The sequence below is a fragment of the Pseudoalteromonas sp. NZS127 genome, from assembly GCF_015864805.1.
GTDB classification, from domain to species: domain Bacteria; phylum Pseudomonadota; class Gammaproteobacteria; order Enterobacterales; family Alteromonadaceae; genus Pseudoalteromonas; species Pseudoalteromonas nigrifaciens.
Genome location: NZ_JADYWN010000019.1, coordinates 35,754 through 56,107 on the forward strand (window position 1 = coordinate 35,754; position 20,354 = coordinate 56,107).

Genomic DNA, 20,354 nt, shown 5'->3' on the forward strand with positions numbered 1-20,354 from the left:
GTTAATTACTACTTTATGGTAATTACAAACAGTAACTAGCAAATAAACTACTTACCGAGGCTGCCGTTGGCTTGCCATGCTGCCAATCGCCGCCCTCTACTGCGCTACCCGCTATGTCCATATGTACATAAGGTAGTGGCTGAGCTGAGTCGTTACCATGCTTGTCTAAGCCGCCAACAATTGCTAAAAACGCCATAGGGAACTGATGTCCTCGTGCCGTTACAGCCGATGCTGCGTTATTACTAGAAAGTACATCGTCTGCTAAAGTACGCGGCTTGATAAAGTCATAATCCTCACGACGAGAACGCGATACTTCTGCGCCATCGGCCCATAAGTCGCCGTTATCAGCGAGCTTTCGTGAAATATTAGCACTACGTGCTGGTCCATTTTCAACGTAAGCACCATAAGGACCCATAGCGCGGGCTGCATGGCCGGTTAAAGTGGCCACTGTAAATAGCGTTGGGTTAATTTGGTTTTTAGCTAAATCTTTCATTTCACTTAACAGGTCGCCCATAGCTAAGCGCCCTTCTGCATCTGTATTACCTATACGTACTCGCACACCTTCACGGCTAGTAATAATTTCATCTGGTACAAAACAATCAGAGCCAATTGAGTTACGTACTACCGCTAAGTAAGCAATTACTTTAACGCCCTTAGGTTGGTAGTCGGCCACTGCTTTCATAAAGCCGGCCACAGAAGCTGCACCGCCCTTATCGCGGCTCATGCCCGCCATATGGCCGCCCACTTTTAAATCAGCGCCGCCGGTATCGTATACTAAGCCTTTACCTACAAACATGAGTGTACGAGTTACCTCGCCCTCTGGTACATATTCTAATTTAACTACACGCGGGTGATGATGCTCAACAGCGTACGATGCACGAGCTACTGTGCTAAGCATAGGGTAGTTTTTATCTATAACTGCAAGGTCATCAATAACATCAACTACAACATTACTGCCTTTAAATAAATCAACACAGTAATCTGCAAAACGTGGCGGCGCCATGCGCTCAGGCTCAGTGCCACATAAATCACGCGCTGCGTATTGTCCAGCTGCAAGTGCATTCACTGCTTTAATTGTTTGCTCTGTGGCATCAACCAAACCAATTTGCGTAATTGGCTCAATAGCCTCGCCATGATATTCGCGCGCTTCTAATGGCTGCCACAATGCTTGGCAAGTTCCTAAGTAAGCAACTTCTAGCGCATGCTGATAACGGCTGTCGGCATTTATATTAGGCAAGTAAATAGCAGGGTTAACACTGCCCGATGCTTTAGCTTCATTTATTGCTAATTTTGCAGCATCAAAATAACGGCGTACATCGTCGTAGTCTCTATTTAATGGCCCAGTAGGCGCCAGTACTACACGTTTATTGTTAATAACTAATAAAGTTACTTGCTTACCGATACGTGAATCTACTTTTGCTTGCGCTGCAATAGCATCGCGTAATGGGTTATTAGTTAATTGAGAAAAGTCATCACTAATTATAATAAGTGCGTCATGCGCGTTGCATTCAAGGCTAGCGCTCACTGGCTGAGCCACTACTGCTTTAGGGTATGCCATAAATAAAGGTCCTGTTAAAAACATAAGCCTCTATTATCGTTGATTTGAATATTGAAGACCAGCAAGCTGCGATAAGCTCCCAGCTTAAGTTAACATGCGCTGGCAACTTGTCACTACAGGGTTTACATATCAAGTATGCTCAGCTGCAAATTGTGTTGCGGCTGATTCTTTATTCCTACCCCAATACCTAACAAACGCACTGGTTGCTGTAAGCCGCGTTGATACGCTTTAGCTAATAGTTCGCTAAAAATATCGCTATTTAATTGCTGATGCGCCTGATCGGCTGAGGTCACTACAAAATTGGCAAATTTCACTTTAACACTAAGTTTATTTACCTGATTTTGCAGCTGCTGCTTGTTTAGTCGAGTGGTTAACTCCTCAAGCAGTGAAGGAAGTTGTTCTAGGCATTCTTGTAAACTATTTTTATTGTACTCATAAGTATGCTCAACGCTTAGCGATTTACGTACGCGCTCAGTAGACACCCGGCCTATGTGTTCACCAGCGCACTTTTGATATAACGACACGCCAAAATTACCTACATGTTGCTGCATCCAATTTACGCCTTTTTTGCGTACATCTTGGCCTGTATACAAACCTTTTAAGTTAAGCTTTTCGAGCGTGACCTTACCTACCCCCGGAATTTTACCCAGCGGTAGCTGTGCTAAAAAGGCATCAACCTGATCGGGCAATACTACAAACTGACCATTGGGTTTGTTTTCGTCACTGGCTATTTTGGCAATAAATTTAATTGGCGCAATACCAGCCGAGGCAGTAAGCCCTGTGGCATTATAAATATCAGCACGAATTTGCTGCGCAATAAGTGTAGCGCTGCCTTTACACTGCTCACTATGGGTTACATCTAAATAGGCTTCGTCAAGAGAGAGGGGTTCAATTAAATCTGTATAGCGACTAAACACGGCACGTATTTGCGTCGACACGTCTTTATAAACAGCCATACGCCCAGGCACTATAACTAAGTCGGGGCATAACTGCTTAGCATGATAATTAGACATAGCCGAGCGCACGCCATATTCCCGAGCAATGTAATTTGCAGTAGAGAGTACGCCACGGCGACTATTACCACCAATTGCTAGTGGTACATTGGCAAGTTTAGGGTTGTCGCGCATTTCGACCGCCGCATAAAAGCAGTCCATATCTATATGAATAAACTTTTTCATTACCACTATAACAACTGTTTATTTATACAGCCATTATTATAGAATCACCTGTAATTAGCAAGCTTGTACCCTATTAAAAACAGCGTTTATTATTTTTACGCTTTTTAAAAGAGTACAGCCAAAACCCTGCTTCCAACGCAAAGCCCACAACTGTTAAAGCAATTACACCCGATGCATTACCCATCGCGTAGCAAATAAATGCAGCTATAAAAACTAAACAGACTAAAAGCCAATTAACGACACTTTTCATACATATCTCCCTAGCTGTGTTATATAACAATAAAGCTTTTATTTAATTAAACCAAACATAAAATACCCTAGGTTAATTACCTTGAGGTAATAACCCCATATTGATAACCTAAACACTTTAAAATTAAAGGGCGTAAATGTATGCAAACGTTTAAAGATCAACATCCTATTCATACTGATATTACTGTGGCATGGGGAGATATGGATGCCCTGCAACACGTAAATAATGTCGTTTATTTACGCTATTTTGAAATAGCTCGCATCGATTTTTTAAATAAAATAAATCTTTTTGAAACCATTAGCAGCAAAGGTATTGGCCCTGTGATCAGCGAAAACACCATTCGCTATAAACGCCCGGTTACTTTTCCCGATACTCTCACTGTAGGTGTCACCATTAGCGATATTAAAACAGATCGCTTTATGATGAACTACAACGTGTTTAGCCACGCGCAAAATGCCATTACCACTACGGGCACTTCGCAAGTCGTAATGTTTGACTTTCAAACTGGTAAAAAGTCGCCAATCACTGAGCCGCTTTTATCTGCTATACAGCAATATACCCAAAACTAAGCCAGTAAATAAGGAGCTTATATGCAATACAACCCACTAGGTAGCAGTGGTGTAAACGTCTCAAGGGTCTGCTTAGGTAGTATGACGTGGGGGTTACAAAACACGCAAAGCGATGCAGATCAGCAAATAGCTTATGCGCTTGAGCAAGGTGTTAACTTTATTGATACCGCCGAAATGTACGCTGTACCGCCATCTCCCGACACCTACGGCAAAACAGAGCAAATTATTGGCAACTGGTTAGCGCGCAATCAAGATAAACGTAGCGACATAGTACTTGCCACTAAAATTGCCGGAAACGGTTTAGAGTGGATACGTGAAGGTAGCAATATTACCCACCAAACAGTCATTGCCGCGGTTGATGATTCGCTTAAACGCTTGCAAACCGATTACATTGATTTATACCAACTACACTGGCCCAACCGCGCCACGCCACATTTTGCTAAACAATGGCCAGGAATGCTTAAATTTACCGAGGTAGATTCGCAGCAACAAACTGCCGATATGCTCGATATATTAGAAGGTTTAAACGACTGCGTAAAAGCCGGAAAAATAAAACACTGTGGCCTTTCAGACGATACACCTTGGGGTGTTAACCAGTTTTTAAACTTAGCTAAAGAGCATAATTTACCGCGCATGGTGTCGATTCAAAACGAATTTAGCCTAGTACACGCCAAAGATTGGCCTTACTTAATAGAACAATGTGTACACGAAGATATTGCTTATTTACCTTGGTCACCATTAGCTGCGGGTTCATTAACCGGTAAATATTTAAACGGCGCACGCCCTGAAGGAACGCGTTGGACCTTTATGCAACGTAACGGTATTTTCCGCGATACGCCAAACGCACAACAAGCAATAAAGCAATACGTAGAACTTGCTCACGCCCATAATTTAACCCCAGCAGAACTTGCCCTAGCTTGGTGTAATAAAGTAGATGGCGTAACTTCTACTATTATTGGTGCCACGTCTATGGCGCAATTAAAAGAAGATATAGGCGCGTTTAACCTTACTTTAAGCGATGAAATTCTCGGCGCTATTAATCGTATTTTTAGACAATACCCTATGCCTTATTAAGCTAATGCGCATTAATTAAAAAGACCAAGTTAAAAGTAAAAACCGCAAGCTAAGTGCACCTACTCCATAGATGCACTTTTAACTTTGCATTATTACTCGGCCTGCCATTTATGCGCTAATATACGTTGCTCATTGGCGTACAGCGTGACACTAAATATACTGCCCGCCGTTACTTCACCAACCCCTGCAGGTGTGCCGGTCATTATCACGTCGCCATCTTCTAAGTACATAAAGTCACTAATTTCAGCTAAAATTTGCGCTGGTTTATGTAACATAAAATCGCTATTGCCTTGTTGTATTAGTTGATCGTTTATTTTGAGCTCAAAGCTAAAATGTTGCATGTCCTCGCTAAGCTCAACAAACGGCGTTAATAGCACAGAGCCGTCAAACGCTTTTGCTCGCTCCCACGGCAAGCCTTTGTTTTTTAACTTAGCCTGCACTTCGCGTTTGGTTAAATCAAGCCCCAAGCCAACGCCAACTAAACGACTATTTTTTACCACAAAGCAAAGCTCGGTTTCGTAATGTAAAACATCCTTATTATGCTTTGCTAGCAACTTAGTACCAATTGCACTATTAGGCTTATTAAATAACACCATTTGCTCTGGCAGTTCATTATTTAACTCTGCAATGTGTGCGGTGTAATTACGCCCTACACACACCACTTTTGAGGGCAATACGTTGTCACAACCCAATATTACTAACTGCATAAATCAACTCTATATTGTTGGTTAAATAAGTGTTTCGAGCAAAGCTAAATTAATTGGTTTAAGCAGCACTTGCTCAATTTCAAGCTGTTTAATTTTTACTGGATCAGGTTCCATACCACTAACAATAACGCGCTTTAATTTTGGATAATGTTGTTTTATGTGGTTTGCTAAATCTAAACCACTGCCGTCGGGCAGGTTCATATCTAGCAGTACTTTATCGTAGTTAGCGTCTGCTTTAAGTATGGCTAAACAATGCTCATAACTGCTTGCTATTTGTGTTTCAACCCCTAAGCTTTCTAGTAAAAGTTGCGTTATTTGCGCCGCATCGGCGTCGTCTTCTACTAATAAAAAGCGGGTATTACTATGGGTAACTTCGGGGGGAATTAATACATCTGCTGTTTTATTATTTTTACTAAGCGTATCTTGTAAGCACTGATACAGTAAGTTGGAATCGACTGGTTTTGCTATCACATTATTAAACCCTAATGCCGATAACTCATTATGAATGCCTTTCATAGTTGCTGCCGTTAAGGCAATAATTGCGCCTTCAAAGCCAATTTTTCTAAGCTCTATGGTGGCTTCTTTTCCGCCCATAATTGGCATATGTATATCCATAAAAATAGCGTCGTAGTCTATTCCTTGTTGCTGGGCATTACGTACTTTTTCAAGCGCTTGCTTACCGTGCTCAGCGTAATCTACTTTTGCTCCTGCAGAAGTGATCATGTGGCCAACTAAAACGCGTAAATCACGTAAATCATCAACCACTAATACCCTACCATTAACTTTACATGGTGCATTTTTTTGCTGCATATTAGGGGTTAAGTCGAGCCTTAATATGCTACGCTCTACATTTTTAATATTGCCCGGATAGAGCGAAATAATAAATTTAGAGCCTTTGCCTATTGCTGAATCTAAGGCTATTGAGCCCTGCATTCTGTTAAGTAGCTCAGTACAAATAGCAAGTCCTAAACCTGCACCGCCCACTGCACGCGACTCAACATCGGCTATTTGTTCAAACGGTTTAAATATAAGCGCTTGTTTTTCGGGGGCAATGCCCATGCCCGAGTCTTCAATACTAAAAAATAGCATTTCACGGTCGCTAACAAACTCAGTCCAAGCACAAAGAGTTATTTCGCCTTGCTCGGTAAATTTAATTGCATTGTTGATAATGTTTATAAGTATTTGTCGAAGGCGAGTTGCGTCAATATTAACGATTAAAGGCAAGGGTTGCAGCGATTCAAAGCGTAATGACAAGCCCTTATCAAGCGCCGACACTCGCATTAAAGTAAATACGTCAGCCATTAAGCTATCAAGATTTACATCACTGCAATTAAGTTCAAGCTTATCGGCCGCTATTTTTGATAAATCGAGGACGTCATTAAGTAAGCTTAATAAGTGTTTACCATTGCGATAAATTACACCTAGCTCGTTTTCGGCTTGTTTACTAAAGTCGCTTTGCATTAATAATTCGGTGTAACCTAAAACCGACGACAGCGGGGTACGTAGTTCGTGGCTTAAGTGCGCTAAAAAGCGATCTTTCGAGCGGTTTTCGGCTTCGGCTTTTAATCGTTCGAGTCGCTCATCTTCAACATCGCGACGGGCTAAAGCATAACGTATTGCGCGCGCAAAGCGGCTAGTGGTCATTTCACTTTTAACTAAATAGTCTACAGCGCCGGCATCAAGTGCAGCCGAATCTAACGCTTCATTAGATTGCCCTGTTAACATAATTATTGGGCCACTAAAGCCGTTTTTTATTGCTTGTTTTAATACACTTAAGCCATCTGAGGCACCTAAGCGATAATCTAGCAGACAAATGTCATGCTTATTCTCACTAAGTACTTTAACTGCTTGCTTAGGGTCGCTAACCCACTCAATCTCAAATGTATGGGAACTGAGCTGCTCAAGATAATCGCTAGTAAGAATATAATCATCTTCATCATCTTCAACAAGTAGCAGCTTGGTTGCCTTAATAGACATGCAATCTCCCGTTTTAGTGGCTGTTTTTAATCATTATAAGTATTTGGTAACTCTACAAACTCAACCCAGTACTTACCGAGTGCTTTCATTAGTTCAACTAAACCATCAAAGGTAACTGGCTTAGTTATATACGACGCAGCACCTAAGTCGTAGCCTTTAACCATATCTTCTTCTTGCTTTGAGGTAGTTAAAATAACAACAGGTATACCCTTTAAGCATGGGTTTGCTTTAATAGCTTGCAATGCCTCGCGGCCATCCATACGTGGCATATTTAAGTCTAATAAAATTAAACCTGGTCTGGGTGATGTATCTTTTTGCTCAAATTTACCTTTTCGCTCCAAGTACTCTAATAGCTCCACACCATCTTCAACAAAATGTAACTCGTTAAGTACACGGCTTTCGGTGAGGGCATCTTGAGTTAATAAACGATCATCTTCATCATCATCAGCCATTAAAATAGTGATTGGTTTTACTTTCGTAAGTGGCATTTAAGCCTCTCCTTGCAATGTGAAAAGCTCGCTTTCCACAGGTAGTTTTATTATGAAGCTTGCACCCTCACCCATGTTACTTTGTGCTGTTATAGTACCGCCATGACGCTCTACTATACGCCGACAAACAGATAAACCTATGCCGGTGCCTTTATATTGCGAACGCCCATGTAAACGCTGAAATGGAACAAATATTTTATCTGCATAATCTGGCGAAAAACCAATACCGTTGTCTTTAACGGTAATTATTTGCCAACAAACTTCGGTATTATGCCCTTCACTAAACTCACTCGTTTTTATGTGTTCAATATTAATAACTGGTTGTTGTTCTGGATGCCTAAATTTAACTGCGTTTGAAATTAAGTTTAAAAATAACTGTTGCATCTGGCTTGGGTCGGCCTGAATTATTGGCATATCGCCCACATTAACCTGTGCATTAGATTCTTTAATAGCAATTTCTAAATCACTTAAAATATCATTTAATACACTACTTAAATTGGTATCAACAAAATTTTTGCCACGAGTGGTAATACGCGAAAACTCTAATAAATCATTAATTAAATTAGACATGCGCTGCGCTGCATTTTTCATGCGTGCTATATAATCCATACCTTTTTCACCTAGCTCGTCTTTAAACATAGTTTCGAGACGATCACTAAATGCTTGAATTTTACGCAGTGGTTCTTGCAAGTCATGGCTTGCTACAAACGCAAACTCTTCTAGCTCGCGGTTACTGCGGCTCAACTCATCTGAATAAAGCGTTAGTTCTTGAGTTCGCTCTGTCACTTTACTGGCTAAAGCTTCGTTTTGTTTTTCAAGCTCTGCACGATACTGCGCAGTATTTCTTAAATTTAACCGTGTAAGTACAAACATGCCTATAATTAGCAAACCACTAGTGACTGCGGTAATAACAAAAGTAATTTTAGCTTCATTTTTTATTTTTGCTAACTTAGAAAAATGACTAACTTTAAACAGCATTTCTCGATCTTGAATTTCGTTTACCGCTAAGCGAATTTGTTTATACAGCTCTCGTCCTTTGTCTGTGTTTACTAAATACAGCGCTCTGCGCTCTTTATTATTTTGCGCTAAGTTAACGGTCTTTTTTAATTCAATTTCCTTTTGAGCCACTAACGATAATAACAGCGCAATGCGCTCTGCCTGACCATTAATTTCTGAACTTAACGATTTCACATACTCAGTTTGTGATTCAAGCTGCTCAAGTGCATCGTAATAAGGAACTAAATAATCACTTTTTTCTGTAAGTAAATAACCTCGCTGACCCGACTCTGCCTGCACAACTGACAAATGTAACTTTTCGATAGCTGTAGTGAGCATATTGGTATTATCTAAGCTATTTTGTGTTTGGCTTAACCCGTGTATGGTATTTACTGCCAAAAATGCGTTACCAATAATAATAGATAACACCACAACAATAAATGTTGCCCAAATGACATTAGCTTTACTTGGTTCTTTTTGCGTACTCATTTAGCATCCTAATTCAAAGAGATAAATTATTGCGAGTCTGTAATTGTTTGTAAGCTTTCGCTGCACTGTTGGCAGTTAGCAATAATTTTATTTAGCGCATCGAGTGCTTTCTCTTTTGGCATATCGTTTTCTAGCACCAGCTTTATAAGCTCTGCATTCATCGAAATTCGATTAAGTGGTGCTCTAGCATCGTGTACTAACTCATTCAGAGGTTTTTTACTGTCATTGCTCATTGTTTTCCTCAAATTTTATTTATATTCGCCAATGCCACCATAAGCATTTAGGCGGTTATAAAGTGTTTTAGTACTAATACCCAGCATTTGTGCAGCCAAGGTTTTATTACCTTGTACTTTATCGAGCGTGGCATGAATAAGTTCTTTTTCTACTTCCTCAATGGTTTGTCCTGCCGACACTTGCTTGTCGTTAGTTTGGCTATTCACTTTTGAAAATGGCGACTCTAAATTATCGGGTAAGGTAATATCACTGGTTTGTGGATCGCTCATAATAAACGCACGATGTATGGCATGGCGCAGTTCGCGCACGTTACCAGGCCAGTCATAGCTTTGTAGCTCTTTTAACTGGTCGTTATTCCAGTTAAATGCGGTGCCATTTTCATCATTTAATTGCTCTAAAAAGGCGTTTGCTAATAGTGGAATATCTTCTTTACGATCGCGCAGTGCCGGTATATCAATAGGAAACACTGCCAATCTAAAGTAAATATCTTCACGAATAATATTATTTTGCGCTAAATCGGTAAGCGAGCGGTTAGTGGCGGAAATAACTCGGCAATTTGTAGGTATTTCGCGGTTTCCGCCAACACGTGTTACTTTTTTTGTTTCTAGCACGCGCAGTAAGTTAGGTTGCATACCAATTGGCATTTCGGTTACTTCGTCTAAAAATAACGTGCCGTCATTTGCTTGTTCAAACACGCCTTCTTTACGTGCAATAGCACCGGTAAATGCGCCTTTTTCATGGCCAAACAGCTCACTACTAATTAACTCTTTTGAAAAACCACCACAGTTACTTGCCACCAGCGGTCCTCCACATTCGCTGGCATTATGAATGGCCTGAGCAACCACTTCTTTACCCGCACCACTTTCGCCCATAAGCATTACGTTGGCGTGGGTTTTAGCCACTCGCTCTATCATGGTGTACAGCTTATGCATTGCTGTAGACTCGCCTATTAGCGTACCAAAGTGGCGGGTTATAGCTGATGATTTCGTTTTTTTAATGGTTTTTTTCGGGCCATTTAACACCCTTTCAAGATCTTCACGCTGCAATGGCTTTAATAAATGCGCAACATTAGGTTCGCACATGTCGGCTAAAATCCCCTTTACCGAAGGGTGCCCAGATATTAGAGTTATTTTAGGTGAATGGCCTATCATTTTTAAATGATCAAGTAGGTGTAAGCCGCTACCGTCGGGGAGCATAAAGTCGAGCAGTATGTGATCAAAACTATTGTTTTCTAGCCACTGATGGGCTTCTTTTAAACTGGTTGCTGTACTTATGTTATGGCCGAGGAATTCGACTATATGACAAACCACGTCACTAAACTCAACGTCATCGTCCACTAATAGTATATTTAACATGATTAATCCCTATGCTTTTTTATTATTCTACTTGGCCTTAGCACTAAAAGAAAGGCGCGCTATTTGTCGCTTAAATTACAGAGCTTATATTATTTAGTTACATTTTCATCAGTGAACAGTGTAAGCATACTTGATGTACTTAAACTTAAAAAACACTCACTTTATATACTATTTAATAAAAACCTAAAATAAATAACTGATATAATTTAACTTTATTACAGGAGAGCCAATGCGCCCATTAAAAACCCTCATTCACCCAAGTATTAATATTGAACAAGGCAGCCAATTTACACGTATTACCGCCCGCGCTATTGCCATGCATAAACAGCATATTTTATTAATGTATACAAAGAGATACGATGACTTTAGTTTACCTGGTGGCGGTGTTGATGAGCACGAAAGTATAGAGCAAGGGTTAATACGTGAGCTACAAGAGGAAACCGGCGCACAAAATATAGTAATAAAAAAAGAGTTCGGCCTATATGAAGAGTACCGCCCTTGGTACAAAGACGACTTTGACATTATTCATATAAAGTCTTATTGCTATGTATGTAATATTGACCAAAAGTTAGGCCAAACGCAGCTTGAACACTACGAGCAACAAAATGGTATGGTTGCCAAGTGGGTAGATATAAATGAAGCAATTGAGCATAACGAGCGAACACTTGCCACCAGCGATAAGCAGGGGCTGTCGATTATTCGCGAAACCTATTTACTCAAAGAAATAGCTAAACAGTTATAGCCTGTAATTAGCTTTACTTACACCTGAGTAAAGCTCAACAAGGTATTTTTTTTGTGCTATAAAAACGATACAAGCCAACTAAATTACTGCTTAAAAATAAGCTTTCCATAACAATAGCGACCGGTGAGCCTGCAAAAACGTTATGGCTTATCCAAAATAAAGTACCTACAACCATACATAAACGCATATGTAAGTCGTGCTTTTGAAACGATGCAAACGTTTGAATTAACGTCGCAATAAGTGCCAGTGCGCTAAACCAATCTTGCCAAGTAAAATAAACAGCCACGCAACACAGCAGCATAAAAGCATACATTGCCCACGTTTTACGTGCATAAATGCAGTAAAAATACCTAAAGGCGGCAATTAACATTAAGCAACCTGCGCTATTGTGCCCCAACATAAAAAAGTGCACTGCAGTCAGCAATACCGACATAAATAAGCAGGTTAAAATTAACGAACGCGACTTAAACTGAAACGAAGCAAGATCAAGTAATGTTGCTATAGCAACTAACGACTGAGCAATTAAAAACATAGTGACTCCTTAAAACAGCAAGTCTAACTAGCTTTAACGTTATTACTCTTAACTTAAGTTAAGTCGTTTACGAATTCTTGATAAAGAAATTGCCGAAATACCAATATACATAGCCACTTGAGTTAAACTTAGCTGCGCCAACCAATGGGGCTTTTCGGCTAATAAATAACGGTAGCGTTGCTCGGGTGTATTAAGCAATAAAAATGCTTCTTTGGCCTCTTTAAATATAAGCTGCTGCGCAATAAGTTGTTGCTTAATTATTTGCCATTCGGGTTGATTAAATACATTCAATGGGACGCTAATAACGCTTACCCTATTAATTACTTTTAGTTGATAAAACGCTTCGGTATTCGTTAGCCAGTTTCCATAAAGTAGCGCAAACTCATCTTTAAAGTAAAACTCCTTACACCTTTGCCCGCCCTGTGCATCATCATGTATTGCACCTAACACCCCATCAAGAATTAAATAGCCATAACGCTGCTTTTGCCCTTGTTGTAACAATACGGTATCGCGCGCTATATGCTTAATTGGGTATTGCGCTGCAAGTTGCAGTTTTAAATTTTCAGCAAGTTCTTGATAGCTATCGCCTAGCGGCAAGATTGAAATTTCATTCATTTATATTAACCATTTTTTGATGAGGGTTTACTGGCTCTAACTAGCAAGCTAATAATAAAAAGCTAAGCCTAAAAACACGTAAATTACTTTAATTTTCTTGTAAATTTTGCAGCTACTTGCATTATTTACAATAATATAACAGATAAATAAACTATAAAAATATTAAATTCATATTATAAAAAACATTAAATTTATTAATAACATAAACTTATAAATAAACTCGAATAGAACCTTAACTGGCATTACCTTTGCACTTCTCAGTACAGACAAACATAGAGGAGATTACAATGAGCAACACAGTTAATACGATCAATCCAACAACTGAGCAAATCATTAATACCTATACGCTGCTGTCGCAACAGCAAGCTGAGCAGGTAATCGAAAAATCTCATCAAACCTATTTACAGTGGCGCTTAGTGTCAGTGACCGAACGTGCAAAACACTTAAACAAATTAGCTTCATTATTCGAAGAGCAAAAAGATGCCATAGCCAAGCTTATGACCGAAGAAATGGGTAAAGTATACGCCCAAGGTTTGCAAGAAGCTGAACTGTGCGCAGGCATTTGTCGTTACAGTGCCGAGCACGGCCCTAAAATTCTTGCTGATGAAGAACGTGACATGGACGGCGGTCGCGCAATTGTTAGCTATCAGCCTACGGGTGTACTACTTGGCATTCAGCCTTGGAACTTTCCGCTTTACCAGGTAATTCGTTACAGCGCCGCTAATATTATGGCCGGCAACACCACAGTGTTAAAGCATGCCAGTAATGTATTTGGTATGGCCGAAAAAATTGAAACCTTGTTTAAACAAGCCGGATTTCCTGAGCACTGCTTTAGTAACCTACTTATTGATGGCAAAACAGCCAGCGCACTCATAGCGCATAAAGCGATTAGCGGCGTTACCTTTACCGGTAGCGATAGCACAGGTAAAAAAGTGGCCGAGCAAGCAGGTAAATACGTTAAAAAAACCGTACTAGAGCTTGGTAGTAACGACGCATTTTTAGTACTTGATGACGCCGATTTAGAGCTTGCCGTAAAAACCTGTGTAACAGGACGTATGATCAACAACGGCGAAACGTGTGTTTCGGCAAAACGTTTTGTAGTGGTTGAGTCTCTGTATGATGACTTTAAAGCGAAAGTAAAACAGCAGTTTGAAGCCATGAAAATGGGCGATCCAATGGCCGACGGCACTGATTTAGGCCCAATGGCACGTAAAGATTTACGCGATGGTATTCACGAGCAAGTAATGCAATCGGTTAAAGCAGGAGCAAACATAGTCACCGGTGGTGAAATACCAGAGCAAACCGGCTTTTACTACCCTCCTACGCTACTTGATAATTTAGCGCCAGGCATGCCAGCATACGATGACGAATTATTTGGCCCTGTTGCCTCGCTTATAAAAGCGAAAGACAACAACGATGCAATGAAAATTGCTAACTCGTCTCGCTATGGTTTAGGTGGCGGCATTTTCTCAAAAGACGAGAAAAAAGCCATTGAGCTGGCTAAAAAGCACTTCGACACCGGCATGATCAACATAAACGGCTACGGTTTAGCGCAACCAAACTTACCATTTGGTGGAGTTAAAGAAAGTGGCTACGGTCGAGAGCACGGCGGCTTTGGCATGCGCGAATTTGTGAACGTTAAAAGCATCATGATCCACAGCTCATAAACTTACTATAAAGTACGAGTACTAAACACTCGTTACTAGAAAGTAAAATAAAACACCGCGCTAATTCAGCGCGGTGTTTTTGTATTCAATTTATCTAACATCAATTTTTGTTATTACGATTTTATATCGCACTTTTACTCATCATTTTTATCACGTGCTAAAACGCAGCACCTAAGCTCTTTATAAATTAATTACTGAAAGCTTAACTCTTTTCAAACACTGGCACTTTGCGTTTATCTGCTTTGCTCATAGCGAGTTGTTGAATCTCTTCTTGCTTGTGCTGCGCCGATTTAGTTTCTAGCGATTGTTGGTCGGCATTTTCAAAGGTTAGCTCGGTTAATAGCGCGAAGTGATCAGAACCGTATTTAGCTAATCGTTTTATACGCTTTACTTTAAACCCTTCGCTGTGAAATAAATGATCCAGCGGCCAGCGCATAAAAAAGTAACTAGCATGAAACGTGTTGTAAAAGCCACGGCCTTTACGGGGGTCTAATAAGCCACTAATTTGCATAAACAAACGAGTGCTGCGCGACCAAGCTACGTCGTTTAAGTCGCCTGCAACTATGGTTGGCCGTGTTGGGTTTTTAAGTGCTTTTGCTACCATAATTAGCTCTGAGTCGCGCGGCCGCGATGAGTCTTCTTCGGTGGGGCTTGGTGGCGCTGGGTGAATAAAGTGCGCTTGCATTTTAACCCCTTGTGCACTTGCAAATAAAATATGAATTGACGGTATGTCGTCTTCTATTAGCTGGCATATTTGTGCGTCAAATATTTTAAATTTACTGTATAGGTGCATGCCGTAACGGTTGTCTTTAGGGCACTCTATGTAATATGGATAGTCTTTTTTAAGTACTGATAACTTATTTTGCCACCAGCTGTCACTTTCAAGGGTAATAAGCAGGTCGGGTTGATGCTGATTAACCAAGCTAATTAATTGCTCACTGTTATGGTTCGACATAAGTACATTTGCCGACATAATTCTTACACTGTGCGCAATGTGTTTTGAGGCGCTTTGCACTTCTTTTTTTGCCAGCCAAGTATATGGGTATATCCACTTTCCCTGTAAAAACAGAATTAATACAGCGCCTGCAACAATATACAAAAAGTCTGTGGCGTTATTAAATGCAAAGTACCCAGCAACACATGCTATAAAGCTTGCAATATAAAACACTTGTAAGCGAATAAAGTCGCAACCACGCACCAGGTAATGCTGGCTATACGCCATAGGTAATAGCGTTATAAATAATAAAAAGCTTGTTATTATTGCCAGCGTAATAAACATTTAAATTCCTGTTGGTTGCTTATCGACTCAAAATAGACAGTATTTCGCGCGTGTCGTGTACCATATGAATAATAGTACGATCTACCTCTATGCGTACAGTACCTTTATCTCGGTATCTGTCTATTACTTTGGCACGCTTATAAATATCACGCTCTAAAATATCACCTCTGTGGTAACTTTTATGCCAACCCGGTGGTGTCCACCCTTGACGAATAAGTTTTTTAGCTTCTTTTTTAGATAAGTGGTTATCGTGGCGATCATATTTTTTATGGTGTTTTTTCCACTCATGCTTATTTGAATAGTGTTTTTTATTATGGTGCTTTTTATTGTAGTGCTTGTTTGAGCCATGCTCGTATTTACTATGTTTATTATGGTGCTTATCATAATAATCATCTTTGTCGTGCTTTGCTTGTGCGTTAAATGAGCTCAACATTAAAATAATTAATGCGCTATAAATGGTTTTATACATAGTTAATCTCTGCTTTAGTTAATAACGCAAGATTAACAAGTTAGCCTGAACATTATATGAAACTCTGTATAAATTAATCTTAACGCTGCTTATATTGCGTTTTACAATGGCTGCGCATAATGGCGGGATCACGCAGCTTTAAATGTTTGGTTTTGCGCCCAGCGTGGCGTTTTCGCCATACTTTAAAGCTGCCGCTGGCAATATTTTGGCGCATAAAAACCACCAACTGCGAATAGTTTAAGCCATAAAGTTGCTCTATTGCTTCAAACGGGGTTCTATCCTCCCATGCCATTTCTATAATGCGCGATTGCTGCTGGGCGTTAAACATAGTTATTTTCTCTTTAAAAAATAACTAATACGAAGCACTAAAATTGCACGATCAATTTAACTTAAGCCATATAAAATAGAGATATATTTAATTACGGTTATTTTTTATCATTATTTTAGAAGAAGAAAGTTTAAGTGTATGATATTAAATATATCTATAACCAAGTATAGAGAAGTTAACTATGTTTACAAAGCTGCCACGCTGGGTTGAATATGGCGCATTTACACTGGCATTTATTGCCGGCATTGTGAACGCCGTGGGTTTATTAGGATTTGAACATCAGGCTATTTCTCATTTGTCGGGCTCTGTTACTTTATTTGGCATTAAATTAATGAGTGATGGCAGTGCGGCATTATTACTGTTTAGTATCATAATTAGCTTTATGCTTGGCTCTGCGTTGTCGGGGTTTTTACTCAACGGTGGTTCGTTAAAGTTAGGCCGACATTACGATACTTTATTGTTTATTGAAGGGTTATTACTACTAGCCAGTGCCTACTTACTTTATAGCTCCTTTGTTTATGGCATAGTGCTGGCATCTGCCGCTTGTGGTTTACAAAATGCGCTGGCAACCAATTACAGTGGCGCAGTAGTACGTACTACACATTTAACCGGTATTTTTACCGACCTTGGTTTAATGATGGGCCGCGCATTAAAAGGCGATGCTGTAGATGGCCGAAAATTCATGGTGTTTTTACTGATCACCCTAGGTTTTTTATGCGGTGGTGTAATTGGGTTTATGCTATTTGAATTGTTTTCTGTAGCAACTTTAGTAGTACCGGCTGTTATGTGCTTTATTTTATCAATTACTTATCGGCTTTATCGTTTACGCAATACCGTTTAACGCAAGTTATTTCAATACGTTTGCCTAACGCTTACCATAGCACTATTGCCATATAATCAATGTGTAGGAATATATGAAACGCCATTACTTACCCCCTTTGCTGTTACTCTCTCAGCTACCACTTATAGCCATTGCCAAGCAAAATGATGCTCAGCCAATTGAGCGCATAACAACCACTGCGTCGCGTGTTGAGGCGCTTAGTACACAGTTACCCGTAATTATTAGCGTGCTCAATGAAGCACAATTAAATGCCATTGCTCCTACGCATATTGAAGAAGCCATGCAAAGAGTCGCTGGCGCAAATATACAACGCGGTAATGGCCAAGAATATTTACCCGCGCTGCGCTCACCTGTTTTATCCGGCGCAGGTGCCTGTGGTGGTTTACTCACACTTGAGGATGGTATTGCACTAAGAGCAGCTGGGTTTTGTAATATAAACGAGTTGTTTGAAGCACATAGCGAAATGGCGCAGCGTATAGAGGTACTTAAAGGCCCTGGTTCTGCCCTGTATGGCTCAAATGCGGTGCATGGGGTTATTAACGTGATCACCCCAGATACAACGCAAGATGGCGGCTTAATCGGACTAGATTATGGCTCGTTTGGCTATAACCGCTATAAATTACGTGCTGGCCACGATATGGGCAGCAGTGGGTTAGGTATTAACGCCAGCATTACTGACGACAGCGGCTATCGCGATGATGAAAGCGTAAAACAACAAAAGGTAAACTTACGTCACCGGTATAATAATAGCGATTTAGCGCTTACTTCTGGGCTTACTTATACCCATTTAGATCAACAAACCGCAGGCTTTATTACTGGCCTTAAAAGCTATAAAGACGAGAGCATAGCCCAACAAAACTTTGATCCGGATGCGTTTAGAAAAGCACGTTCGTTACGAGTATGGAGTAACGCCACTTGGCAACTAAATGACGATACGCTCTCAACAACGGTGTATTTTCGTAACCAAAGTATGGACTTTTTTAAGCATTTTTTACCTGGTACGCCACTAGAGTACAACAGTCAAACCGGTGTGGGGCTGCAGTCGCTTTATCAACATCAGCTAGAGGATAATATTAAGCTTAACTTTGGCCTAGATGGCGAATACACCCGCGCCGACTTTTTACAAAGTCAAAACAAGCCAACTCAAGGCTCGGCATTTTTAGTTGCTACAGTACCCCAAGGTAAGCATTACGATTACGACGTAAATGCCACCTTATATGCACCTTTTGCCAGTGTTGATCTGCAACTAAACGATTGGTTAGTGACTCTTGGCGCTCGTTATGAGCACATGCAATACGACTACACTAATAACATGTTAACGGGGCGCACGAAAGAAGACGGTACAGAGTGCGGATTTGGTGGTTGCCGATATAGCCGCCCTGCAAGTACAAAAAATAATTTTAGTAACTTATCGCCAAAACTTGGGGTTAGCTATCAGTACACTGTTAATAACCTGCTTTATGCTAACTTTTCGCGTGGCTACCGAGCGCCACAAGCCGCCGAGTTATATCAGTTACAACGCCAGCAAAACACCACTAATTTAAGTGCCGAAATAGCTAATAATGCTGAGTTTGGCTTAAAAGGCGTTTATCAAAATAGTCGTTATAATTTATCGGTTTATGCTATGAGTAAGCACCATACTATTTACCGCGACAGCGACTTTTTTACCGTGAATAATGGCAGCTCGCGCCACCGCGGGATTGAGCTTGAACTTGAGCATGCTCTCACCTCAACTTGGTCAGTTAACTTTGCAGCCAGTTATGCCAAGCATAGTTATACTAATGAGCAAATACTCAATAATATCAATATTAAAGATAATGATGTTGATACCGCCCCGCGTAAAATTGCCAATTTAGATTTAACCTGGCAGGCGTTTAATAACGCCAATGTGGCACTGCAATGGCATCATGTTGGTCGTTACTATACCGATCCTGAAAACTTACACAGTTATGACGGGCATGACATTTTAAGTTTACGAGCACAGTGGCAAATAACAAATAACTTAGCGCTTGCAGCGCGTATTATTAACTTAACCGATACCGCTTATGCCGAGCGCGCCGATTACACTAGCTTTACCGGCGACCGCTACTTTCCAGGGCGGCCACGTAACGCCATGATCTCAGCAATTTATAGCTGGTAAACATCCAGATCGCTCATGTAACGCATGGGCGATTTTTTCATTACTTTTTTAAACATAGTAATAAACGCACTCACCGACTCATAACCTAATAGCTCCGATACCTGCTGCACACTTTGCTGATTAGATAACGCCTGCAGTGCAATTATAATATGCAATTGAGTGCGCCATTTACCAAAGGTCATACCGGTTTCTTTTTTTATTAACCGCGCTAAAGTACGTTCAGTTAAAGCAAATTGCTGTGCCCATTGTGGCAATGTTTTACGGCTATAAGGCTGGCTAATAAGTTGATTGCTCATGTTTTTAATAACACTGTTTTTTGATAGTACAAAGTCTAAAGGTTGAATTGGCATATCCACCAGCTGATCAAATAATACCTGTGCAAGCCGTGCGGTTTTACCCGTTAAGCTATAGTTTTGCTGATTACTTGCCAAACTAAGCATTAACTCTTTTATTAATGGGCTAATGGTTAATGTACAGGCTGTACTTGGCATACCTTGTAAGTTTGCATCAATAAATAAGTGGCATAAATGCGCATTATCAGATGCTCTATTACTGTGCTCTACATTTGCCGGGATCCAAATGGCGCTATAAGTAGGCACCATCCACATTTTTGTTGCCACTTCACAGGTAACATAACCGTGCAGGGCTAAAATTAACTGCCCTTTTGGATGAGTATGCAGCGGAATTTCACGGCTAAGCTGGGCATATTCTATTTTAGCAATAACCGGCTGCGGCATGATTTCAAAGTTTTTTATTTCATTCCAATCTTGGGGAAGCTGCATTTTGTCTGTTTTTAGTTATTTAATGTCTCTTTTACTAAATTATAGTGGTGACTTAGCCTTTATACTAGTCTCTATTGCTTCTTG

Annotated in this window: 21 protein-coding genes; 6 read left to right on the top strand and 15 right to left on the bottom strand. The window is 40.4% G+C overall.

The genetic code is table 11. The features are described from left to right. Positions 1-22: 22 nt before the first annotated feature. From I6E78_RS15060 to I6E78_RS15070, 3 genes are all read right to left on the bottom strand, one after another. Entirely contained in the window at positions 23-1,558 is a 1,536-nt protein-coding gene (locus I6E78_RS15060; RefSeq protein ID WP_197182819.1) for a M17 family metallopeptidase, read from the bottom strand. Between the two features lie 122 nt (positions 1,559-1,680). Further along, positions 1,681-2,736, bottom strand: a complete 1,056-nt coding sequence (gene dinB / locus I6E78_RS15065) for a DNA polymerase IV (protein WP_011329039.1) — start codon at positions 2,734-2,736, stop codon at positions 1,681-1,683. A gap of 73 nt (positions 2,737-2,809) precedes the next feature. Beyond that, the gene (locus tag I6E78_RS15070; protein ID WP_179807513.1) at positions 2,810-2,986 is read right to left on the bottom strand and encodes a hypothetical protein; all 177 of its coding nucleotides are present in this window, start codon (positions 2,984-2,986) and stop codon (positions 2,810-2,812) included. A gap of 140 nt (positions 2,987-3,126) precedes the next feature. On the opposite strand from I6E78_RS15070, the gene I6E78_RS15075 reads away from it, so the two are divergent. Both I6E78_RS15075 and I6E78_RS15080 read left to right on the top strand, forming a co-directional pair. Then, complete coding sequence (locus I6E78_RS15075) at positions 3,127-3,555, top strand: acyl-CoA thioesterase (RefSeq protein ID WP_086993205.1); 429 nt, start codon at positions 3,127-3,129, stop codon at positions 3,553-3,555. A 21-nt stretch (positions 3,556-3,576) separates the two neighbouring features. Continuing rightward, the gene (locus tag I6E78_RS15080) at positions 3,577-4,629 is read left to right on the top strand and encodes an aldo/keto reductase (protein ID WP_197182820.1); all 1,053 of its coding nucleotides are present in this window, start codon (positions 3,577-3,579) and stop codon (positions 4,627-4,629) included. Positions 4,630-4,721: 92 nt separating this feature from the next. On the opposite strand, the gene I6E78_RS15085 is transcribed toward I6E78_RS15080, so the two are convergent. Genes I6E78_RS15085 through I6E78_RS15110 form a run of 6 tightly spaced genes read right to left on the bottom strand, consistent with a single transcriptional unit; the run spans position 4,722 to position 10,875 of the window. Then, positions 4,722-5,336, bottom strand: a complete 615-nt coding sequence (locus I6E78_RS15085) for a fumarylacetoacetate hydrolase family protein (RefSeq protein WP_192531637.1) — start codon at positions 5,334-5,336, stop codon at positions 4,722-4,724. A gap of 21 nt (positions 5,337-5,357) precedes the next feature. Beyond that, positions 5,358-7,313, bottom strand: a complete 1,956-nt coding sequence (locus tag I6E78_RS15090; protein WP_192531636.1) for a hybrid sensor histidine kinase/response regulator — start codon at positions 7,311-7,313, stop codon at positions 5,358-5,360. A gap of 26 nt (positions 7,314-7,339) precedes the next feature. Continuing rightward, positions 7,340-7,801, bottom strand: coding sequence for a response regulator (locus tag I6E78_RS15095; RefSeq protein ID WP_011329045.1), 462 nt, complete (start codon positions 7,799-7,801; stop codon positions 7,340-7,342). Continuing rightward, positions 7,802-9,286 carry a sensor histidine kinase gene (locus tag I6E78_RS15100; RefSeq protein ID WP_197182821.1) on the bottom strand — a complete coding sequence of 495 codons (1,485 nt, stop codon included), beginning with the start codon at positions 9,284-9,286 and terminating at the stop codon, positions 7,802-7,804. Positions 9,287-9,312: 26 nt separating this feature from the next. Further along, positions 9,313-9,519: a histidine kinase gene (locus I6E78_RS15105; protein WP_182678284.1), complete on the bottom strand. Its 207-nt coding sequence runs from the start codon at positions 9,517-9,519 to the stop codon at positions 9,313-9,315. A 15-nt stretch (positions 9,520-9,534) separates the two neighbouring features. After that, positions 9,535-10,875: a sigma-54-dependent transcriptional regulator gene (locus I6E78_RS15110; protein ID WP_197182822.1), complete on the bottom strand. Its 1,341-nt coding sequence runs from the start codon at positions 10,873-10,875 to the stop codon at positions 9,535-9,537. Between the two features lie 229 nt (positions 10,876-11,104). On the opposite strand from I6E78_RS15110, the gene I6E78_RS15115 reads away from it, so the two are divergent. Then, positions 11,105-11,617: an NUDIX hydrolase gene (locus tag I6E78_RS15115; RefSeq protein ID WP_011329049.1), complete on the top strand. Its 513-nt coding sequence runs from the start codon at positions 11,105-11,107 to the stop codon at positions 11,615-11,617. Positions 11,618-11,651: 34 nt separating this feature from the next. On the opposite strand, the gene I6E78_RS15120 is transcribed toward I6E78_RS15115, so the two are convergent. Next, positions 11,652-12,149: a YgjV family protein gene (locus tag I6E78_RS15120; RefSeq protein WP_011329050.1), complete on the bottom strand. Its 498-nt coding sequence runs from the start codon at positions 12,147-12,149 to the stop codon at positions 11,652-11,654. A 48-nt stretch (positions 12,150-12,197) separates the two neighbouring features. Further along, complete coding sequence (locus I6E78_RS15125) at positions 12,198-12,764, bottom strand: Crp/Fnr family transcriptional regulator (RefSeq protein ID WP_197182823.1); 567 nt, start codon at positions 12,762-12,764, stop codon at positions 12,198-12,200. Positions 12,765-13,051: 287 nt separating this feature from the next. Here I6E78_RS15125 and I6E78_RS15130 point away from each other — a divergent pair, with 287 nt between their 5' ends. Further along, positions 13,052-14,431 (top strand): NAD-dependent succinate-semialdehyde dehydrogenase, encoded by a 1,380-nt coding sequence (locus I6E78_RS15130; RefSeq protein ID WP_197182824.1) that lies wholly within the window; start codon positions 13,052-13,054, stop codon positions 14,429-14,431. A gap of 202 nt (positions 14,432-14,633) precedes the next feature. Here I6E78_RS15130 and I6E78_RS15135 read toward each other — a convergent pair whose 3' ends face one another. The 3 genes from I6E78_RS15135 to I6E78_RS15145 all read right to left on the bottom strand — a co-directional run bounded on the left by I6E78_RS15135 (position 14,634) and on the right by I6E78_RS15145 (position 16,507). Next, positions 14,634-15,710 (bottom strand): endonuclease/exonuclease/phosphatase family protein, encoded by a 1,077-nt coding sequence (locus I6E78_RS15135; RefSeq protein ID WP_197182825.1) that lies wholly within the window; start codon positions 15,708-15,710, stop codon positions 14,634-14,636. A 19-nt stretch (positions 15,711-15,729) separates the two neighbouring features. Further along, positions 15,730-16,179, bottom strand: coding sequence for a hypothetical protein (locus I6E78_RS15140; protein WP_197182826.1), 450 nt, complete (start codon positions 16,177-16,179; stop codon positions 15,730-15,732). Positions 16,180-16,258: 79 nt separating this feature from the next. Beyond that, positions 16,259-16,507, bottom strand: a complete 249-nt coding sequence (locus tag I6E78_RS15145; protein WP_011329055.1) for a TIGR03643 family protein — start codon at positions 16,505-16,507, stop codon at positions 16,259-16,261. Positions 16,508-16,688: 181 nt separating this feature from the next. On the opposite strand from I6E78_RS15145, the gene I6E78_RS15150 reads away from it, so the two are divergent. Both I6E78_RS15150 and I6E78_RS15155 read left to right on the top strand, forming a co-directional pair. Then, positions 16,689-17,348 carry a YoaK family protein gene (locus I6E78_RS15150; protein ID WP_011329056.1) on the top strand — a complete coding sequence of 220 codons (660 nt, stop codon included), beginning with the start codon at positions 16,689-16,691 and terminating at the stop codon, positions 17,346-17,348. 73 nt (positions 17,349-17,421) lie between these two features. Further along, complete coding sequence (locus tag I6E78_RS15155) at positions 17,422-19,488, top strand: TonB-dependent receptor (protein WP_197182827.1); 2,067 nt, start codon at positions 17,422-17,424, stop codon at positions 19,486-19,488. On the opposite strand, the gene I6E78_RS15160 is transcribed toward I6E78_RS15155, so the two are convergent. Next, positions 19,476-20,270: an AraC family transcriptional regulator gene (locus I6E78_RS15160; protein WP_197182828.1), complete on the bottom strand. Its 795-nt coding sequence runs from the start codon at positions 20,268-20,270 to the stop codon at positions 19,476-19,478. The genes I6E78_RS15155 and I6E78_RS15160 overlap by 13 nt on opposite strands. Between the last annotated feature and the right edge of the window lie 84 nt (positions 20,271-20,354).

Coding starts and splice junctions, on each gene's coding strand:
- I6E78_RS15060 (WP_197182819.1), bottom strand. CDS start 1,558: ATGGCATACCCTAAAGCAGTAGTGGCTCAGCCAGTGAGCGCTAGCCTT.
- dinB (WP_011329039.1), bottom strand. CDS start 2,736: ATGAAAAAGTTTATTCATATAGATATGGACTGCTTTTATGCGGCGGTC.
- I6E78_RS15070 (WP_179807513.1), bottom strand. CDS start 2,986: ATGAAAAGTGTCGTTAATTGGCTTTTAGTCTGTTTAGTTTTTATAGCT.
- I6E78_RS15075 (WP_086993205.1), top strand. CDS start 3,127: ATGCAAACGTTTAAAGATCAACATCCTATTCATACTGATATTACTGTG.
- I6E78_RS15080 (WP_197182820.1), top strand. CDS start 3,577: ATGCAATACAACCCACTAGGTAGCAGTGGTGTAAACGTCTCAAGGGTC.
- I6E78_RS15085 (WP_192531637.1), bottom strand. CDS start 5,336: ATGCAGTTAGTAATATTGGGTTGTGACAACGTATTGCCCTCAAAAGTG.
- I6E78_RS15090 (WP_192531636.1), bottom strand. CDS start 7,313: ATGTCTATTAAGGCAACCAAGCTGCTACTTGTTGAAGATGATGAAGAT.
- I6E78_RS15095 (WP_011329045.1), bottom strand. CDS start 7,801: ATGCCACTTACGAAAGTAAAACCAATCACTATTTTAATGGCTGATGAT.
- I6E78_RS15100 (WP_197182821.1), bottom strand. CDS start 9,286: ATGAGTACGCAAAAAGAACCAAGTAAAGCTAATGTCATTTGGGCAACA.
- I6E78_RS15105 (WP_182678284.1), bottom strand. CDS start 9,519: ATGAGCAATGACAGTAAAAAACCTCTGAATGAGTTAGTACACGATGCT.
- I6E78_RS15110 (WP_197182822.1), bottom strand. CDS start 10,875: ATGTTAAATATACTATTAGTGGACGATGACGTTGAGTTTAGTGACGTG.
- I6E78_RS15115 (WP_011329049.1), top strand. CDS start 11,105: ATGCGCCCATTAAAAACCCTCATTCACCCAAGTATTAATATTGAACAA.
- I6E78_RS15120 (WP_011329050.1), bottom strand. CDS start 12,149: ATGTTTTTAATTGCTCAGTCGTTAGTTGCTATAGCAACATTACTTGAT.
- I6E78_RS15125 (WP_197182823.1), bottom strand. CDS start 12,764: ATGAATGAAATTTCAATCTTGCCGCTAGGCGATAGCTATCAAGAACTT.
- I6E78_RS15130 (WP_197182824.1), top strand. CDS start 13,052: ATGAGCAACACAGTTAATACGATCAATCCAACAACTGAGCAAATCATT.
- I6E78_RS15135 (WP_197182825.1), bottom strand. CDS start 15,710: ATGTTTATTACGCTGGCAATAATAACAAGCTTTTTATTATTTATAACG.
- I6E78_RS15140 (WP_197182826.1), bottom strand. CDS start 16,179: ATGTATAAAACCATTTATAGCGCATTAATTATTTTAATGTTGAGCTCA.
- I6E78_RS15145 (WP_011329055.1), bottom strand. CDS start 16,507: ATGTTTAACGCCCAGCAGCAATCGCGCATTATAGAAATGGCATGGGAG.
- I6E78_RS15150 (WP_011329056.1), top strand. CDS start 16,689: ATGTTTACAAAGCTGCCACGCTGGGTTGAATATGGCGCATTTACACTG.
- I6E78_RS15155 (WP_197182827.1), top strand. CDS start 17,422: ATGAAACGCCATTACTTACCCCCTTTGCTGTTACTCTCTCAGCTACCA.
- I6E78_RS15160 (WP_197182828.1), bottom strand. CDS start 20,270: ATGCAGCTTCCCCAAGATTGGAATGAAATAAAAAACTTTGAAATCATG.